Below are 16,736 nucleotides of genomic sequence, written 5' to 3' on the forward strand. Positions count from 1 at the left end.
AGGGGCTGCGCAAAGGCCGCGCCCCGATTATCTCGACAATAACAGGCCTTCTGATCCGGCGTTTTTCAGCTTTGTTGCAGAACACCGATCGGCCGGGCGCCTTCGACGTCTTCCAGGGTGGCCTTGTCGCTCAGGTCCTTGCCCATCGGCGTTCCCTCGTTTTCAATAACCCTGCGAGAGGCGAGTAGAGCGAACATCGCTGCACAAGGTCTCGTCGCCAACAAAAACAACGCCCTCCCTGCGGGGGCGGTCGCAGGGGAGATGTAGAATCGTGAGCACGCCTGAAGCCGTGGGGCTGTCGTCCGAGCGCCTGAAGCGCATCGAGACCTTCATCCAGGAAAAATATATCGACAGCGGCAAGCTGCCCTGCGCCCTGACCCAGGTCTGGCGACGCGGCCAGCTGGCCTATACGTCCGTGCTGGGATCGGCCGATATCGAGCGCGGCAAACCGCTGAAGGCTGACAGCCTGTTTCGCATCTATTCGATGACCAAGCCCGTCACCAGCGTCGCCTTCATGATGCTGGTCGAGGAGGGCAAGGTCTCGCTGGACGACCCTGTCCATCGCTTCATTCCGGCCTGGCGTGACCTGGGGGTCTTCCAGGCGGGCGTGCAGGGCGCGTTCCAGACCAAGCGGGCGGCCGAGCCCATGCGGATGCTGGACCTGCTGCGCCACACGGCCGGCCTGACCTATGGCTTCCAGCAGCGCACCAATGTCGACGCGGCCTATCGCAAGCTGAAGCTGGACGGCATCGACAGCGAAGGCGGCCTGCAGGAGTTTGTCGACAGGCTGGGAACCGTGCCGCTGGAGTTCAGCCCCGGCGAGGCCTGGAACTATTCGGTGGCCACCGACGTGCTGGGCTATCTGGTCGAGAAGATCTCCGGCCAGCCCTTCGACGCCTTCCTCAAGAGCCGCATCTTCGATCCGCTGAACATGGTCGACACCAGCTTCTTCGTGCCGGAGAGCCAGCGCTCCCGCTTCACCGCCTGCTACGCCCTGACCCCGTCGGGCAAGATCGTCCTGCAGGACGATCCGGAAAAGAGCCGCTATCTGACCGATCCCTCGGTCAAGTCGGGTGGCGGCGGCCTGGTCTCGACGGCTGACGACTATATGCGCTTCTGCCGCATGCTGCTGAACGGCGGCGAGCTGGACGGCGCGCGGCTGCTCAGCCCCAAGACCATCAGGCTGATGACCATCAACCACCTGCCGGGCGGCAAGGAGCTAACCGAGCTGTCCAAGTCGCTGTTCAGCGAGGCGGTGTTCGAGGGCCTGGGCTTTGGCCTGGGCTTTGCGATGACGGTCGACCAGGCGCGGACCAAGAACATCGGCTCGCACGGCGAATATTTCTGGGGCGGCATGGCCTCGACCGCCTTCTGGATCGATCCGGTCGAAGACCTGGCGGTGGTGTTCATGACCCAGTTGATGCCGTCGACCGCCTACCCGATCCGGCGCGAACTGCGGACGCTGGTCTATTCGGCGTTTACGGAGTCAGCGGCTTAGCGGCAGGCGCGAAAGAAAAGCGGCGCGGGAGCCAGGCTCCCGCGCCGAAGTGCGCTTTACCTAAGTTCGACGCATTGGCCACAACGCGCCGCGCCCGCGCAAAAACCATGACTTCGAAATTCCGGGACGCTTGCAAGTCGCGTCCCAAGTCCCAGCTCCCACGCGTACGCCCTCCCCCAGCCCGACCGTTCTCATGACAGTGGAGGGCCGACCGCGTTCAACGCGTCGTCCGCCCCCACGGACAATCTTGGCTGAAATTGCTGTTTCGAATTTGTAGTATGTTCGCTACGTCGTCAACGCCGGCTGCCCACAATTCGGGCGCCGCTTCGTCAGGCTGGACATCCGCGTCTGACCGTGCAGGTTTTGTCTTCAAACAACCGTTCAAAAGAGCAGGGGTGGAAACCGCCATGACCGCGATCAACGCCGTCACCGATCTAACTGTCGAAGGCGACATCGGCGTCATCACGCTGAACTCGCCGCCAGTCAACGCGCTGTCGGCCGCCGTGCGCGAGGGGCTTTCGGGCGCCTTTGACGCGGCCATCGCCGATCCGGCCGTCAAGGCCATCGTGCTGATCTGCGAGGGCAAGACCTTCATCGCCGGCGCCGACATCACCGAATTCGGCAAGGCCATGACCGGCCCGTCCCTGCAGGACGTGCAGAATACCATCGAAAACTCGCCCAAGCCGGTGATCGCCGCGATCCACGGCACGGTGCTGGGCGGCGGCCTGGAAGTGGCCCTCGTGGCCCACTATCGCGTCGCCGTGCCTTCGGCCAAGGGCGGCCTGCCTGAAGTCAACATTGGCCTGCTGCCGGGGGCCGGCGGCACCCAGCGCCTGCCGCGCATCGTCGGCGTCGAGAAGGCGCTGGAGATGGTCACCAGCGGCCAGCACGTGCCGGCCAAGGCCGCTCTGGCCATGGGCCTGTTCGACGAGCTGGTGGAGGAGGGCAACCTCCGCGCCGGCGCCATCGCCTACGCCCACAAGGTGCTGGCCGAGAAGCGCCCGCTGGCCAAGGTTCGCGAGCTCAACGCTAAGGTCGAGGCCGCCCGCGGCAAGCCCGAGATCTTCGCCGCCTTCCGCGCCGCCAACGCCAAGAAGTTCCGTGGCTTCATGGCCCCGGAAAACAACATCAAGTGCATCGAGGCGGCGGTGAACCTGCCCTTCGACGAAGGCCTGAAGGCCGAGCGCAGGCTGTTCATGGAGCTGATGACCGGCAACCAGTCGGCCGCCCAGCGCCACGTGTTCTTCGCCGAACGCCAGGCCGCCAAGATCCCCGACGTGCCGGACGACACCGCCATCATCCCCGTCAAGAAGGTCGGCGTGATCGGCGCCGGCACCATGGGCGGCGGCATCTCGATGAACTTCCTCAACGCCGGCATCCCGGTGACGATCATCGAGATGAAGCAGGAAAACCTGGATCGCGGCGTCGCGGTGATCCGCAAGAACTACGAGAACACCGCCAAGAAGGGCCGGATCACCCAGGACGACGTCGAAAAGCGCATGGCGCTGCTGACGCCTTCGATGAGCCTCGAAGACCTGGCCGACTGCGACCTGATCATTGAGGCCGTGTTCGAGCTGATGGAGATCAAGAAGGAAGTGTTCGGCAAGCTGGACAAGATCGCCAAGCCCGGCGCGATCCTGGCCTCCAACACCTCCTATCTCGATATCGACGTGATCGCCGCCTCGACCTCGCGGCCGGAAAGCGTGATCGGCCTGCACTTCTTCTCGCCGGCCAATGTCATGCGCCTGCTGGAGATTGTCCGTGGCGAGAAGACCGACAAGTCGGTGATCGCCACCTCGATGCAGATCGGCAAGAAGATTGGCAAGGTCGCGGTGCTGGTCGGCAACTGCCATGGCTTCGTCGGCAACCGCATGCTGGCCCAGCGCCAGCGCGAGGCCCAGAAGCTGATCCTGGAAGGCGCCATGCCCTGGGATGTCGACCGGGTGCTCTACGACTTTGGCCTGCCCATGGGCCCGTTCGCGATGAGCGATCTGGCCGGCCTCGATATCGGCTGGGACTCGGCCAAGACCTCGTCTTCGACCGTCCGCGAAGTGCTGTGCGAGATGGACCGTCGCGGCCAGAAAAACGGCAAGGGCTTCTACGACTATGACGAAAACCGCGTCGCCAAGCCCTCTGCCATCGTCGAGGAAGTGATCCGCGACTTTGCCGAGAAGCGCCAGATCCAGCGCCGCGACATCACCGATCAGGAGATCCTGGAGCGGTGCCTGTATCCGATGGTCAATGAGGGCGCGAAGATCCTCGAAGAGGGCAAGGCCATCCGGGCGTCCGACATCGATACGGTGTGGCTCAACGGCTATGGCTGGCCGGTCTATACCGGCGGCCCAATGTTCTGGGGCGAACTGATCGGCCTCGACAAGGTTCTGGCCAAGATGAAGGAATTCCACGCCACACTGGGCGAGGACTTCAAGCCGTCGGCCCTGCTGGAGCGGCTGGTGGCCGAGGGCAAGGGCTTCAAGGACGCCTGATTTGAACCCTTCCCCCTTGATGGGGGAAGGGCAGGGTTGGGGGTGATGCGGCGGTTGGGCTTTCTGGGCCGAGCTTCATCCTGACCCGCTGTCACCCCCATCCCCGACCCTTCCCCCATCGAAGGGGGAAGGGAGAAGAAGAGCCTCCGCCCATGACCACCATCGCCGCCATGATGTCCGCCGACTATGGCGTGATGGGCGACATCCTGCGGCTGCGGACGGCGCAAAACCCCGACCATCCGGCCATCATCATGGAAACCGGCGAGGCGGTGACCTACGGCCAGTTCGACGCCCTGGTCGATCGCGTGGCGGCGGCGCTGCAACGGGACGGGATCAAGCCGGGCGAGGCGGTCGCCGTCTGCGCGCTGTCGTCCATCCCCTACACGGCGGTGTTCCTGGGCGGCCTGCGGGCCGGGGTGGCCGTGGCGCCGATCGCGCCGTCGTCGACGCCGGAGTCGATCGCCGGCATGGTCGCCGACTGCGGGGCCAAGCTGTTCTTCCTCGACGCCGGCGTGGCCGAGGCCCAGACGCCCGCGCCGGTTCCGGCGCGCCTGATCGCGCTGGACGGCTCAAGCGCTGGCGAGGCCTTCGACGCCTGGCTGGCTCCTGAAGGCGCAAAGCCGGCGCCCGTCGAAATCGCGCCCGAGGCGCCGTTCAACATCATCTATTCCAGCGGCACCACCGGCACGCCCAAGGGCATCGTCCAGTCGCACGCCATGCGCTGGAAGCACGTCTTCCGGGGCGACGCCGTCGGCTATGGCCCCACGGCCGTGACCCTGCTGTCGACCCCGCTCTATTCCAACACCACCCTGGTCTGCTTCTTCCCCACCCTGGCGGGCGGCGGCACGGTGGTGCTGATGAAGAAGTTCGACGCCGGCCGGTATCTGGAGCTGGCCCAGATGCACTGCATGAGCCACACCATGCTGGTGCCCGTGCAGTATCGCCGCCTGATGGAGCGGCCCGACTTTGACAGCTACGACCTGTCGACCACCCACCTGAAGTTCTGCACCAGCGCGCCGTTCGCGGCGAACCTCAAGGCCGATGTGCTCAAGCGCTGGCCCGGCGGGCTGGTCGAGTACTTCGGCATGACCGAAGGCGGCGGCACCTGCATCCTGATGTGCCATGAGCACCCCGACAAGCTGCACACCGTGGGCAGGCCTGCTCCCGGCCACGACATCCGCTTGATCGACGAGGACGGCGTGCAGGTCGGGCCCGGTGTGGTCGGCGAGATCGTCGGGCGCTCGGCCGGCATGATGAACGGCTATCACGGCCAGCCGGGCAAGACCGCCGAGGCGACCTGGGTGTCGCCGGAGGGTGAGCGATTCATCCGCACCGGCGACGTGGGCCGGTTCGACGAGGAGGGGTTCCTGACGCTGATGGATCGCAAGAAGGACATGATCATCAGCGGCGGCTTCAACATCTATCCCAGCGACCTGGAGGCCGAGATCGTGAAGCATGACGCCGTCGCCGAGGCCGCCGTGGTCGGGGTGCCGTCGGACGCCTGGGGCGAGACGCCGGTCGCCTTCGTGGCCCTCAAGGCCGGGGCCAGCGCCAGCGCCGACGAGATCAAGACCTTCGTCAATAGTCGGGTCGGCAAGACCCAGCGCGTGGCGGAACTGCACCTGGTCGATGCTTTGCCGCGCAGCCACATCGGCAAGGTTCTCAAGCGCGAACTGCGCGACTCATGGCAAGCTTCATCGAAAGCATGAGCTTTTCCCCGCGACGGCGCGCCGCAGTGGGGCGAACGGAATCGGTTGTTACGGTTGCTTAACCATAAGGTGACGCCATAGGGCGGAACCGGTCTCTCGTGGAAGCGCCTGCCTCATGCGTCCTTCGCCCGCCGCCGCCCCCGTTCCGCAGCCGACCACCGCCAAGAAGCGCGCGCCCGCCCTGCCGGTGGATTTCGACGCCTTGACCGAGGCCCTGCGCGCGGCCGGCCATGGTCCGGGCGAGGAAGCGGGCTTGATGTCGCGCTTCTGCCGCCCCGTGGCCGTGCGAGTGCTGTCCGATCACGCGCAGGCTGTCTCCGTCGCCCTGACCGCCCTGGGCGTCCGTCCCGGCGGCTATTGCGTGGTCTCGGCCCTGGCCTGCGCGCAGACCCTGGCCGGCATTGACGCGGCCGGCCTCAAGCCCTGGCTGGTCGATGTCGACCCGTTCAGCTGGATGTTCGACCCCTCGCACCTGCGCGAGCGCCTGCCCGAGGCTCCGGGGCCGCTAGAAGCCATCCTGCCGGCCGGCGCCCATGGCCGCGCCCCCGACCTGCGCGCCTGGGCCGCCTTCCGCGACGAGACCGGCCTGCCAATCCTGGTCGAGGCCGTCGAGGCCTTTGACGTCATTCAGAGCGCGCCGGTGCCGGTCATTGTCGGCCTGCCCAGCGGCCAGGGCGTGTTTGTCGCCTGCGAGGACGCCACCCCGATCAACGCCATGGACGCGCCGCTGTTCGATGGCGAGGCGGGCCTGGACCTCTGGCCGCAAAGGCGTCCGCGCCTGGCCACCGCCGCCCAGCGCCTGCGCGTGCTGCTGCTGGATGCGCCGATCGGTTTCCAGCCCGGTTGGGGCATGAGCTGGGTGTCCGAGACCTGCGCCTTCAGCCTGCCCGACGACACCGCCGCCGGCGTGCTGACAAAGCTCGGCGAGGCCGGCGTGGAAGCCATCGGCGCTTCGTTCCGCACCCGTGACATGGACGCCGACGAGACCCCGGTCGCCGACCGCCTGGCGGGTTCGGTGGTGGTGATCCGTATCGATCCGGACCTGGGTCTTGAGGCCCTGGACGATATCGCAGCGGTGCTGCGGACGGCCGTGGCGGGTTAGTTCGCCAACCTATCTCCGATCTTCCCGGCGAAAGCCGGGACCCAGATCGAACCCACGAGTGCCTGACGGCCTTGCGCCGTGGATGGGCGCGTCATCCCCAAACGCTCAGGCTGAATCTGGGCCCCGGCTTTCGCCGGGGAGAGCGGATTTATTGGGCGGGCTAGTTCGCCGCCGCGTAGGCCTCAACGCCTGCGATCCGCTCGGCCTTTTCCGCCTCGCTGAGGAAGGACCCGGCGAAGCTGTTGCGGGCCAGGGTCACCAGCTCGTCGCGGCTCAGGCCCACCGCCGTCGCCGTGGCCATGTAGTTCTCCAGCAGATAGCCGCCGAAATAGGCCGGGTCGTCGGAATTGACCGTGGCCTTCAGGCCCAGGTCCAGCATGCGCTTGAGGGGGTGCTCCTCCAGCGTCTTGACGCCGCACAGCTTCAGGTTCGACAGCGGGCAGACCGTCAGGGTCACGCCATCGCGCACCAGCCGCGCGGTCAGGGCCTCGTCTTCCAGCGCGCGGTTGCCGTGGTCGATACGGTCGACCTTGATCAGGTCGATGGCCTCCCAGACATAGGCCGGCGGGCCTTCCTCGCCGGCATGGGCGACGATCTTGAGCCCGAGGTCGCGGGCCGCCTGGAACACCCGGGCGAACTTGGCCGGCGGGTGGCCGACCTCCGAGCTGTCCAGACCGACGCCGGCGATCTTTGAAAGCCAGGGCTTGGCCTGTTCCAGGGTGGCGAAGGCGGCGTCTTCGTCCAGATGGCGCAGGAAGCAGAGGATCAGCTTGGAAGTGACGCCCAGCGTCTTCTCGGCCTCGTCCATGCCGGCCAGCAGGCCGTTCATGACCACGTCGAAGGCGATGCCCCGATCGGTGTGGGTCTGGGGGTCGAAGAAGATCTCGGCGTGGGTGCCGCCATCTGCCGCCAGGCGGCGGAAATAGGCCAGGGCCAGGTCCTTGAAGTCCGCCTCCGTGATCAGCACCCCGGCGCCCTGGTAATAGATGTCCAGGAAGTCCTGCAGGTTGGAGAAGGCGTAGGCCGCGCGGATCTCTTCGACCGACTTGAAGGGCAGGGGGATGCCATTGCGCTCGGCCAGTTCGAACATCAGCTCGGGCTCGAGACTGCCCTCGATATGCATGTGAAGCTCGGCCTTGGGCAGGCCGCGAACGAAGGTGGTGAGATCGGTGTCGGTCATGCAGGTTTATGATCGCACCAGCGGGGCGCGATCAACCGTCATTGCGGCGCGCGGCCTGCAAATAAGACCCGATAAACCCGACAGCCGTAAACCGGACATCGACCCGATAAATCCGGACATTCCCGATAAACCCCTTAAGGCCTCGGCGCTTCGCGCCGGGACTGGCAATCACGCGTCGATATCGGTTAAGTCGGTTCCGTACCCAAGGTTGTCGCCGCGAAGGGCCCATGACTGTTTCCCAGAAGCTTCTGCCGGGCGTGCCGGTCATCGAGTCGATGCTGTTCGCGGCCTCGCTGGACGACATGGGCCTGTCCAACAGCGAGCGCGACATCGCCGTCCAACTGAACGAGAAGGGCTTCGCGGTCTTTGACTTCCCTGACGAGGCGATCGACCAGCGGATCGAGCGCATCATCGCGGCCCTGACGCCGGAATATGATCTGGAGCACTACCGCGCCCACGGCTGGGCCCGGAAGGATCAGCGCGTGCAGGACGCCTGGCGGACCAACGAGGATGTCCGCGCCATCGCCGCCAACACGGTGGTGACCGATCTGCTGAGCAAGCTGTACGGCCGGCGCGCCTTCCCGTTCCAGACGCTGAACTTTCCCGTCGGGACCCAGCAGCACATCCATTCGGACTCGATCCACTTCTCGAGCATTCCCGAGCGCTTCATGTGCGGCGTCTGGCTGGCGATGGAGGACATCCATCCCGACGCCGGCCCGCTGGTCTACTATCCGGGCTCTCACAAGTGGCCGATCGTCTATAACGACATGATCGGCAAGGTGATCGGTACCGGGGCCGACTTCATGGCCCAGAAGCCCTATGAAGACGTCTGGGCCGCCATGGTCGAAGCCTCGGGCGCAAAGCCGGAGCTGTTCCAGCCCCAAAAGGGCCAGGCGCTGATCTGGGCCGCCAACCTGCTGCACGGCGGCAGCCGCCAGAACGATCCGACGCGGACGCGCTGGTCGCAGGTGACGCACTACTATTTCGACGACTGCGCCTATTACACGCCGGCCTTCTCGGACCCGCTGATGGGTAATCTGGACCTGCGCCAGATCGTCGACATCACCACCGGCCAGACCGCGCCCAACGTCTATGTCGATCGCCCGGTCGAGCAGGTTCAGCGTCGGGCCTCGCCGGTCGGCGCCGCCCAGCCCGCGCCGGTTCCCGGCAAGACGCCGCCGGACTTCGATCCGCAACGCTATCTGGCGCTCAATCCCGATGTGGCGGCGGCCCGCGTCGACGCCAAGAAGCACTATCTGCGGTTCGGCATCCGCGAGAACCGTCGCTACAAGTAGCGGCCGCTTACGCCTCGGTCAGGAACGCCGCCAGCGCTGCGGCGAAGGCCGGGTCCCGTCATCGGCCCAGACCGTGAAAGCGATCTTCAGGCCGGCGGACGTGGTGAAGCTGGGTCGGGGCGCTGTTCTAGTTGTTGGCGGCGATCTCGGCCTTCAACCTGGCGACGGCTTCGGCGATCGGCGACTGTCCACACAGCGCGTCTGTTCGGGGCGGAGCCTCGCCGTCGATGCCGGCGCCGATACAGAGCTGGGCGGCAAGATCTATCGGCAAGAGATCGAGCGGCTCCTTGCCGGCGTCGTGGCGCGCGATGACGACGTCCAGCTTGGTGATGAAGTCGCGCCAGAACGCCCGGCTTTCGTTGTCGTCGACCGGCTTGGACTCAGGGTCGGATGGCGGTGGCGAGGGGCGGGGCTCCAGAGCCTGGCGTGGCAGGTCTCGCAAGGTCGCCGCCGCCTCGTCAAACCGTCCCAGTTCGCGCAGGGCGTTGATCGCGCGGATGCGCAGCGCCAACCCATCGAGGGTTTCGGGCTGCGAGGAGATTTGACCCGCCGCTGTGACGAACTCGCTGCGATAGCGGTTGTGACGCGCGGCGTCCCCGTCGGTTTCCCACGTGGCGTTGAGGAGCAGCCATGCGGCGGTGGCCTCACTGCCGCCGAGCGCACGCTCCAGCCAGGCGGCGCGGTAGTACTGTGTTTCGTCCTTCCGCAAGGCCAGGTAGTCCGGCGAGGCGAGCAGGGCAGGCAGGCGCGCCAGCTCTTCCGGGGAGAAATCCCTGTACATCACCAGGCCGTTCTTGGGGCAGGTCGGCAGGTTCAGGGGGAAGGTCCAGCTGCCGTAGGGGCGTCCGTCCGGTCGGTGGCCGTAGATCGAGTAGGATCCCGTTGTCACATAGGTGAACCTTTGGCCGCCGACGGCGCACTTTTCCTTCACCTGCACGGGAAAGCCCGCCCAGGCCGAGGCGGGCAGGCACAGCGCCAAGCCAAGGGCGAAAGCCGAAATCAGACGCAAAATCGATCCTCCGCCAGACACGCTAAAGGGAGCAAGTTTCGCTAGCGCCCGTCAAGGTGGCGAGGTGCTACAACGGTTGCGGCGTTGCGGGCTTGGCCTCGGGCAGGGGAATGAACTCGTCGTGGTCCAGGTCGGGCAGCTTCATGCGGCCGGCCTTCCAGTCGGCCTTGGCCTGCTCCAGCCGGTCCTTCGATGAGGAGACGAAGTTCCACTCCATGAAGCGCGGCCCCACCGGCTCGCCGCCCAGCAGCATCACGGTCGAGGGCTCCAGGGCCTTGAAGACGATGGTGTCGCCGGGTGCGAACACGGCCATCTGCAGGGCGGTCAGTTCGCGGCCGTCCACCTCGACCCGGCCGCTGGCGACATAGGCCGCGCGCTCGGAATATTCGGCGGGCAGGGCGGCGGTGGTTCCAGCCGCCATTTCCCAGTGCACATAGAAGAGCGGCGAATAGACCGGCACATTGGTCTTGGCCCCGAAGGCCTCGCCGGCGATCAGCCGCGCCTTCAGCCCGCCGCTCTCGTAGGAGGGCAGGGCGGCGTCGCCCTCATGGTGGCTGAAGCTGGGATCGACCTCCTCGAACTCTTTCGGCAGGGCGATCCACGCCTGCATGCCGTCCATTCGGCCGCCCTGACGGCGCAGGGTCTCGAAGCGCTCGGAATGGGTGATGCCCGACCCGGCCGTCATCCAGTTGACCTCGCCGGGCTTGATCACCGCCAGCGAGCCGACGCTGTCGCGGTGGGTGATCTCGCCCTGGAACAGATAGGTCAGGGTCGACAGGCCGATATGGGGATGGGGCCGCACATCAGCGCTCTTGGGAAAGCCCGGCGCGAATTCGGCGGGGCCCATGTGGTCGAGGAAGGTGAAGGGGCCGACCATGCGGTGGGCGTGGAACGGCAGCACGCGCCCGACCTCGAAATTGCCGATGTCGTGACGGCGGGCTTCGATAACGAGGTCGATCATGGAGGGCTCCGGCGCGGGGACGGCCGGAGATTCTCACAGGTTGCGGTGGGCGTCTTGTCGAAATGCGCCTCGCGCTAGCGCGAAACAGCGATGCCCATGACCCGCGCGGCTCTGGGCTCCGCCGTCTTCAGCCCGTCGTCGCCGAAGTCGGTCCACTGGCTGCGGGCCACGAAGACAAAGTCGTCACCGCGCATCGCGCCGCTGGTCGGCTCGTCCAGCTCGGGCAGGTTGGCGGCCAGGGTCTCGACTCGGGTCAGGCGCTTTCCGTCCGGCGTCGGCCACAGGCGCAGCAGCCGCTGGGGCGCGACGCCGTTCTGGACGGCGATCAGGGTCTGGCCGGCGCGGGCCAAGCCATCGACGCCCAGCAGGGTGACATCCGGCGGGATCGCGACCGGCAAGACCGCGCCGCTGGCCAGATCGATGACGTGCAGGCCGCTGGAATAGTCGGCGACCAGCAGATGCTTGCCGTCGGCGGTCAGGGCCAGGCCCTGGGGCGAACCCAACTCGGGCGAGGAGACCAGCCGGTCCAGCGCCTTGGCTCCGGCTTCCAGTCGCCAGATCTCGCCGCCCAGGGAATTGGAGGCGTAGACCGCGCCGGCGGGACCCACGGTCAGGTCGCCCAGCTGGCGCTTGGCCCCGTCAGCGGGCGGCGCGTGGCGGGCCAGGATCTTGCCGGTGTCCAAATCGATGCGCAGCAGGGCGGTCGCGCCCAGATCGGTGGCGGCGACGCCCTTGGCCTGGGGCGTGGCGGCGGTCAGGGCCCATAGAATCCGCCGCGGCGCATCGATGGCGATACCGAACACGCCCCAGATGTCGTCGGAGGGCGCCGTAAACTCTGAGACCGCGCCGTCCTTGCCGATGGCGACGATCCGTCGGGTATGGATCTGGCTGACCAGCAGGCGACCGGTCTTGCTGTCATAGGCGACGCTCTCGGTCAGGACCGGGCCGGCGAAGTCCTTGACCGGCTTCAGCGCGCCGACCGGCTGGCGGTTGACGGCGACCCGTGCGGCGACCGGGGCGTAGTCGGGGCGCTCGGCCAGAGCCTTGAGGACCGGATCGGCGGAGGCGTTGTGGGTCAGGCCCATGGCCGCGTGGCGGGCCAGCAGGGCGACGGCGCCGGCGGGATCGTCGGCGGCCTTCAGGCGGGCCAGCAGCAGGATGGCGCCGGGGTGCGACGGCAGGGTCGTCACCGCCTCGCTGATGCGGGCTTGAGCCGCAGCCATGTCGCCGGCCTTGGCGGCGGCCAGGCCCTCGGCGCGTAGGCGGCGGAAGGCGTCCAGCCGTCCCTCGGCCAGGGACGGCGTGGCCCCAGACAGCGTAGTGAGGGCAAAGGCGAGCGCGCCGAAGGCGACGCTCGCGAGCGCCTTAGCCCAAGGGGCTGACATAGGGGCTGACCAGACCCAGCGGCACCGCCGTCGAGTTCTTCACCCCCCGGATCACGATCCGGCTTTCGATGTTGGACACCAGGCCCAGCGACAGCAGCTTGTCGCGCAGGAACTCATCGAACGCGCGCATGTCGCGGGTGACGATGCGCATCTCGTAGTCGGCGGCGCCGGTGACGGTGGCGCATTGCACGACCTCGGCCCACTTGCCGACGGCCTGCTCGAAGGTGTCGAGGTTTTCCTTGGTCGGCAGCGACAGCTTGACGGTGCAATAGACCTCGAAGCCGAGACCCAGCTTCTCGCGGTCAAGAATGGTCACGCGACGCTGGATGACGCCGGCGTCTTCCAGCCTTTTGATCCGCCGCCAGCACGGGCTGGACGACAATCCGACTCGCTCCGCGATCTCCGCGACAGACAGTCCGGCGTCGTGTTGGATGAGATCGAGGATCTTGGCATCCACGGCGTCGAGTTGTTCGGACAAGAATTCCTCCCCCAGAGGTCATTTGGCGCGGCGATCGTGCCGAAAGCGGCCATGGGTAGGGCACGCCTTGGGCAAACAATTTCCGCGTTTCTATAAGATATTGCTGGGCGGGCGAGAAGACCCGGGAGGAATTTTTTTGCCATGAGGCACTCGGAAGTCACTCTAGACGACAAATATCTTCTCGAAGATGGTCGCGCCTTCATCACCGGCGTGCAGGCGCTGATCCGGGTTTTGCTCGATCGCAAGCGTCTCGACCGCAAGGCAGGGTTGAATACGGCAGGGTTTCTCTCCGGCTATCGCGGCTCGCCCCTGGGCGGCCTCGACCAGCAGGCCGCGCGCCTGAACAAGCTGCTCACCGCCCATGACGTGGTCTTCAAGGAAGGCCTCAACGAAGACCTGGCCGCCACCGCCGTGTGGGGCAGCCAGCAGGCCAACCTGTTCCCGGGCGCGACCCATGATGGCGTGTTTGGCATGTGGTACGGCAAGGCGCCCGGCGTCGACCGCACCGGCGACGTTTTCAAGCACGCCAATTTCGCTGGCAGCTTCCCGACCGGCGGCGTCTTGGCCGTGGCCGGCGACGACCATGCCTGCAAGTCCTCGACCCTGCCGTCGCAGTCGGAGTTTGCCTTCCAGGACTTCGAAATGCCGGTGCTGTCGCCGGCCGACGTGCAGGAAGTGCTCGACTACGGCCTGATGGGGATCGCGATGTCGCGGTTCACCGGCCTGTGGACCGGCATGATCGCCCTGGCTGACACCATGGATAGCGGCGTGACCATCGACGTCTCGCTGGACCGCCACAAGATCATCATCCCCGACTTCGCCATGCCGCCCGGCGGTCTGGGCATCAGGCTGAAGGACCAGCCGATGGAGAAGGAGCGCCGCCTCCGCCTCCACAAGATTCCCGCCGCCCTGGCCTTCGCCCGCGCCAACCATATCGACCGCGTGGTGCTGGGCGCCTCGCATGTGCGGGTCGGCAAGGCGCGCCTGGGCATCGTCTGTCAGGGCCAGGCCTACAAGGATGTGCTGGAGGCCTTCACGGCCATGGGCATGACCCTGCAGGAAGCCGCCGACCTGGGCGTGTCGATCTACAAGGTCGGCATGCCGTGGCCGCTGGAGCCGCTGGGCATCCGCGCCTTTGCCGCCGGTCTCGAGACCCTGATGGTGATCGAGCACAAGCGTGGCCTGATCGAGCCCCAGGCGCGCGCCGCGCTCTATGACCTGCCGGCGCAGGCCCGCCCGCGCATCATCGGCAAGACCGACGAGCACCATCACCCGCTGCTGTCGGAGCTGGGCTCGCTGTCGGTCGCCGAAATCGCCCTGGCCATCTATGACCGCCTGCCCGACGGGCCGCACATGGAACGGGCCCGGGCCTATCTGGACCGCGTCTCGGCCGCCGGCGTCGCCGCCGTCAGCCTGGCCGCCGACCAGGCCCGCAAGCCGTTCTTCTGCTCGGGCTGTCCGCACAACACCTCGACCAAGCTGCCGGAAGGTTCGCGGGCCCTTGCGGGCATCGGCTGTCACTACATGGCCGGCTTCAACGATCCCGCGACCGACCTCAACACCCACATGGGCGGCGAGGGCCTGACCTGGGTGGGCGCGGCGCCGTTCACTACTGAGAAGCACGTCTTCCAGAACCTGGGCGACGGCACCTACAACCACTCCGGCTCGCTGGCGATCCGGGCGGCGATCGCGGCCAAGGCCAACATCACCTACAAGCTCCTCTTCAACGACGCCGTCGCCATGACCGGCGGCCAAAAGGCCGAGAGCGGCTTCACCCCCGCCCAGATCACCCGCCAACTGGCGTCAGAAGGTGTGACGAAGACGGTCATCGTCGTCGACGAGCTGGAACGCTACGCCGAGGTCAGGGATCTGGCCCCGGGCGTCGAGGTCTTCCCGCGATCCGAGCTGATGACCGTGCAGAAGATGCTGCGCGACACGGTTGGGACCACGGTGCTGCTCTACGACCAGACCTGCGCCACCGAAAAGCGCCGCCGTCGCAAGCGCGGCACCATGGCCAAGGCGACCCAGCGCGTCTTCATCAACCCACTGGTCTGCGAAGGCTGCGGCGACTGTTCGGTGAAGTCCAACTGCGTCTCGGTCGAGCCGCTGGACACTGAGTTTGGCCGCAAGCGCAAGATCAACCAGTCCAGCTGTAATCAGGACTATTCCTGCGTCGAAGGCTTCTGCCCGTCGTTCATCACCCTGGAAGGGGCCGAGGGCGCGCAGTCGAAAAAGGCTCCCGCCGCCCTGACGGCGGACTCGACGCCTCTGCCCGAATTCGAGCCGCTGACCGGCGTGCGCAAGATCCTGTTCACCGGCGTCGGCGGCACGGGCGTGACCACCGTGGCCTCGATCCTGGCCATGGCCGCCCATATCGACGGGCGCTCGGGCAGTGTGGTCGACATGACCGGCCTGGCCCAGAAGGGCGGTTCGGTGTTCAGCCACGTCAAGATCGGCGAGACCGAAGACACCGTGGTCGGCGGCCGCGTGCCAGCCGCCAGCACCGACGTGCTGATCGCCTGCGACCTGCTGGTGGCCGCCTCGCCGGAAGGCCTGTCGCTCTACGCCAAGGATCGCACGCGGGCCTTCGGCAACAGCGATTTCGCGCCCACCGCCGACTTCGTCACCAGTCGCGACGTCAAGTTCGACAGCGGCGCCATGGCCCGGCGGGTCAAGGCGGCGTCCAAGTCGTTCGACGCCTGCCCGGCCCAGCATCTGGCCGAAAGCCAGTTCGGCGACGCGATCTTCGCCAACATGATCATGGTCGGCTTTGCCTGGCAGCGCGGCGTGATTCCGCTGTCCAGCCGCGCCCTCTACCGGGCCATCAAGCTGAACGGGGTCGAGGCCGACGCCAATCTGCAGGCCTTCGAGCTGGGCCGCCGCATCGCCCACGATCCCACGGCCGCCGGCCCCAAGGTCGACGCCGTGGCCACGCCCGATACGATGCCGCTGGACGACCTGATCGCCAAGCGCACGGCCGAGCTGACCGCCTATCAGAACGCCGCCTATGCGGACCGCTACGCCGCCAAGGTGGCCAAGGTGCGCGCCGCCGAGGTCGCGATCAGCGGCGCCGAAAGCGCCCTGCCGCTGACCCGCGCGGCGGCGGTCAATCTTTACAAGCTGATGGCCTACAAGGACGAGTACGAGGTTGCCCGTCTGTATACGGATGGTCGCTTCGCGGCCGAGCTGGCCGGCACCTTTAAGGGCGGCAAGGCCAAGGTTTGGCTGGCTCCGCCGCTGATCGCCCGCAAGGGTCCTGACGGCAAGCCCAAGAAGATCGCCTTCGGCGGCTGGATGCTCGACTACGCCTTCCCGCTGATGGCGAAGATGAAGGGCCTGCGCGGCGGCCCGTTCGACATCTTCGGCGCCACCGAGGAGCGCCGGATGGAGCGCGGCCTGATGGCGGACTACGCGGTCACGCTGGATCGGCTGTCAGCCGGTCTGCGGCCCGAGAGCCTGCCGCTGGCCCTGAAGATCGCCGAGATCCCGCAGGCCATCCGCGGCTACGGCCACGTCAAGGAGGCGTCGGTGGTCACGGCCAAGGCTGCTGAGGCCAAGCTGTGGGAGCAGTGGAAAGCGAACTAAATCTTGTCATCCCGGAAGCCTCGCAGAGGCTGTCCGGGACCCAGGGGC

At 66.8% G+C, this 16,736-nt stretch carries 12 protein-coding genes; 6 read left to right on the forward strand and 6 right to left on the reverse strand.

Annotated features, from left to right (window positions below; translation table 11 throughout):
* Nucleotides 1-65 precede the first annotated feature (65 nt).
* A complete protein-coding gene (locus ACN2C7_RS04010) occupies nucleotides 66-197 on the reverse strand; it encodes a hypothetical protein (RefSeq protein ID WP_419319988.1) in 132 nt (43 codons plus the stop codon).
* A 74-nt stretch (nucleotides 198-271) separates the two neighbouring features.
* Between ACN2C7_RS04010 and ACN2C7_RS04015 the strand changes: the two genes are divergently transcribed.
* From ACN2C7_RS04015 to ACN2C7_RS04030, 4 genes are all read left to right on the forward strand, one after another.
* Complete coding sequence (locus tag ACN2C7_RS04015; protein WP_419319989.1) at nucleotides 272-1,498, forward strand: serine hydrolase domain-containing protein; 1,227 nt, start codon at nucleotides 272-274, stop codon at nucleotides 1,496-1,498.
* A gap of 395 nt (nucleotides 1,499-1,893) precedes the next feature.
* Nucleotides 1,894-3,984 (forward strand): 3-hydroxyacyl-CoA dehydrogenase NAD-binding domain-containing protein, encoded by a 2,091-nt coding sequence (locus tag ACN2C7_RS04020; RefSeq protein WP_419319990.1) that lies wholly within the window; start codon nucleotides 1,894-1,896, stop codon nucleotides 3,982-3,984.
* Nucleotides 3,985-4,136: 152 nt separating this feature from the next.
* Entirely contained in the window at nucleotides 4,137-5,693 is a 1,557-nt protein-coding gene (locus ACN2C7_RS04025; RefSeq protein ID WP_419319991.1) for a class I adenylate-forming enzyme family protein, read from the forward strand.
* Between the two features lie 115 nt (nucleotides 5,694-5,808).
* Complete coding sequence (locus ACN2C7_RS04030) at nucleotides 5,809-6,795, forward strand: DegT/DnrJ/EryC1/StrS family aminotransferase (RefSeq protein ID WP_419319992.1); 987 nt, start codon at nucleotides 5,809-5,811, stop codon at nucleotides 6,793-6,795.
* A gap of 160 nt (nucleotides 6,796-6,955) precedes the next feature.
* Here ACN2C7_RS04030 and ACN2C7_RS04035 read toward each other — a convergent pair whose 3' ends face one another.
* Complete coding sequence (locus ACN2C7_RS04035; RefSeq protein ID WP_419319993.1) at nucleotides 6,956-7,975, reverse strand: adenosine deaminase; 1,020 nt, start codon at nucleotides 7,973-7,975, stop codon at nucleotides 6,956-6,958.
* Between the two features lie 227 nt (nucleotides 7,976-8,202).
* On the opposite strand from ACN2C7_RS04035, the gene ACN2C7_RS04040 reads away from it, so the two are divergent.
* Nucleotides 8,203-9,270 carry a phytanoyl-CoA dioxygenase family protein gene (locus ACN2C7_RS04040; RefSeq protein ID WP_419319994.1) on the forward strand — a complete coding sequence of 356 codons (1,068 nt, stop codon included), beginning with the start codon at nucleotides 8,203-8,205 and terminating at the stop codon, nucleotides 9,268-9,270.
* Between the two features lie 127 nt (nucleotides 9,271-9,397).
* Here ACN2C7_RS04040 and ACN2C7_RS04045 read toward each other — a convergent pair whose 3' ends face one another.
* The 4 genes from ACN2C7_RS04045 to ACN2C7_RS04060 form a co-directional block, all read right to left on the reverse strand.
* Complete coding sequence (locus ACN2C7_RS04045) at nucleotides 9,398-10,279, reverse strand: hypothetical protein (protein ID WP_419319995.1); 882 nt, start codon at nucleotides 10,277-10,279, stop codon at nucleotides 9,398-9,400.
* A 67-nt stretch (nucleotides 10,280-10,346) separates the two neighbouring features.
* Nucleotides 10,347-11,240, reverse strand: coding sequence for a pirin family protein (locus tag ACN2C7_RS04050; RefSeq protein ID WP_419319996.1), 894 nt, complete (start codon nucleotides 11,238-11,240; stop codon nucleotides 10,347-10,349).
* A gap of 74 nt (nucleotides 11,241-11,314) precedes the next feature.
* A complete protein-coding gene (locus ACN2C7_RS04055) occupies nucleotides 11,315-12,625 on the reverse strand; it encodes an SMP-30/gluconolactonase/LRE family protein (RefSeq protein WP_419319997.1) in 1,311 nt (436 codons plus the stop codon).
* The gene (locus ACN2C7_RS04060) at nucleotides 12,606-13,103 is read right to left on the reverse strand and encodes an Lrp/AsnC family transcriptional regulator (RefSeq protein ID WP_035045585.1); all 498 of its coding nucleotides are present in this window, start codon (nucleotides 13,101-13,103) and stop codon (nucleotides 12,606-12,608) included. The genes ACN2C7_RS04055 and ACN2C7_RS04060 overlap by 20 nt, the downstream gene beginning before the upstream one ends.
* Before the next feature lie 141 nt (nucleotides 13,104-13,244).
* On the opposite strand from ACN2C7_RS04060, the gene ACN2C7_RS04065 reads away from it, so the two are divergent.
* Nucleotides 13,245-16,688: an indolepyruvate ferredoxin oxidoreductase family protein gene (locus ACN2C7_RS04065; protein WP_419319998.1), complete on the forward strand. Its 3,444-nt coding sequence runs from the start codon at nucleotides 13,245-13,247 to the stop codon at nucleotides 16,686-16,688.
* Nucleotides 16,689-16,736 lie beyond the last annotated feature (48 nt).

Source organism: Caulobacter sp. ErkDOM-E, from assembly GCF_048541895.1.
In the GTDB taxonomy this organism is placed as follows: Bacteria; Pseudomonadota; Alphaproteobacteria; order Caulobacterales; family Caulobacteraceae; genus Caulobacter.

What these genes read in the sequence shown, in the direction of transcription:
- ACN2C7_RS04010 (WP_419319988.1), bottom strand. Translation starts at nt 197, where the DNA reads ATGTTCGCTCTACTCGCCTCTCGCAGGGTTATTGAAAACGAGGGAACG.
- ACN2C7_RS04025 (WP_419319991.1), top strand. Translation starts at nt 4,137, where the DNA reads ATGACCACCATCGCCGCCATGATGTCCGCCGACTATGGCGTGATGGGC.
- ACN2C7_RS04030 (WP_419319992.1), top strand. Translation starts at nt 5,809, where the DNA reads ATGCGTCCTTCGCCCGCCGCCGCCCCCGTTCCGCAGCCGACCACCGCC.
- ACN2C7_RS04035 (WP_419319993.1), bottom strand. Translation starts at nt 7,975, where the DNA reads ATGACCGACACCGATCTCACCACCTTCGTTCGCGGCCTGCCCAAGGCC.
- ACN2C7_RS04040 (WP_419319994.1), top strand. Translation starts at nt 8,203, where the DNA reads ATGACTGTTTCCCAGAAGCTTCTGCCGGGCGTGCCGGTCATCGAGTCG.
- ACN2C7_RS04050 (WP_419319996.1), bottom strand. Translation starts at nt 11,240, where the DNA reads ATGATCGACCTCGTTATCGAAGCCCGCCGTCACGACATCGGCAATTTC.
- ACN2C7_RS04055 (WP_419319997.1), bottom strand. Translation starts at nt 12,625, where the DNA reads ATGTCAGCCCCTTGGGCTAAGGCGCTCGCGAGCGTCGCCTTCGGCGCG.
- ACN2C7_RS04065 (WP_419319998.1), top strand. Translation starts at nt 13,245, where the DNA reads ATGAGGCACTCGGAAGTCACTCTAGACGACAAATATCTTCTCGAAGAT.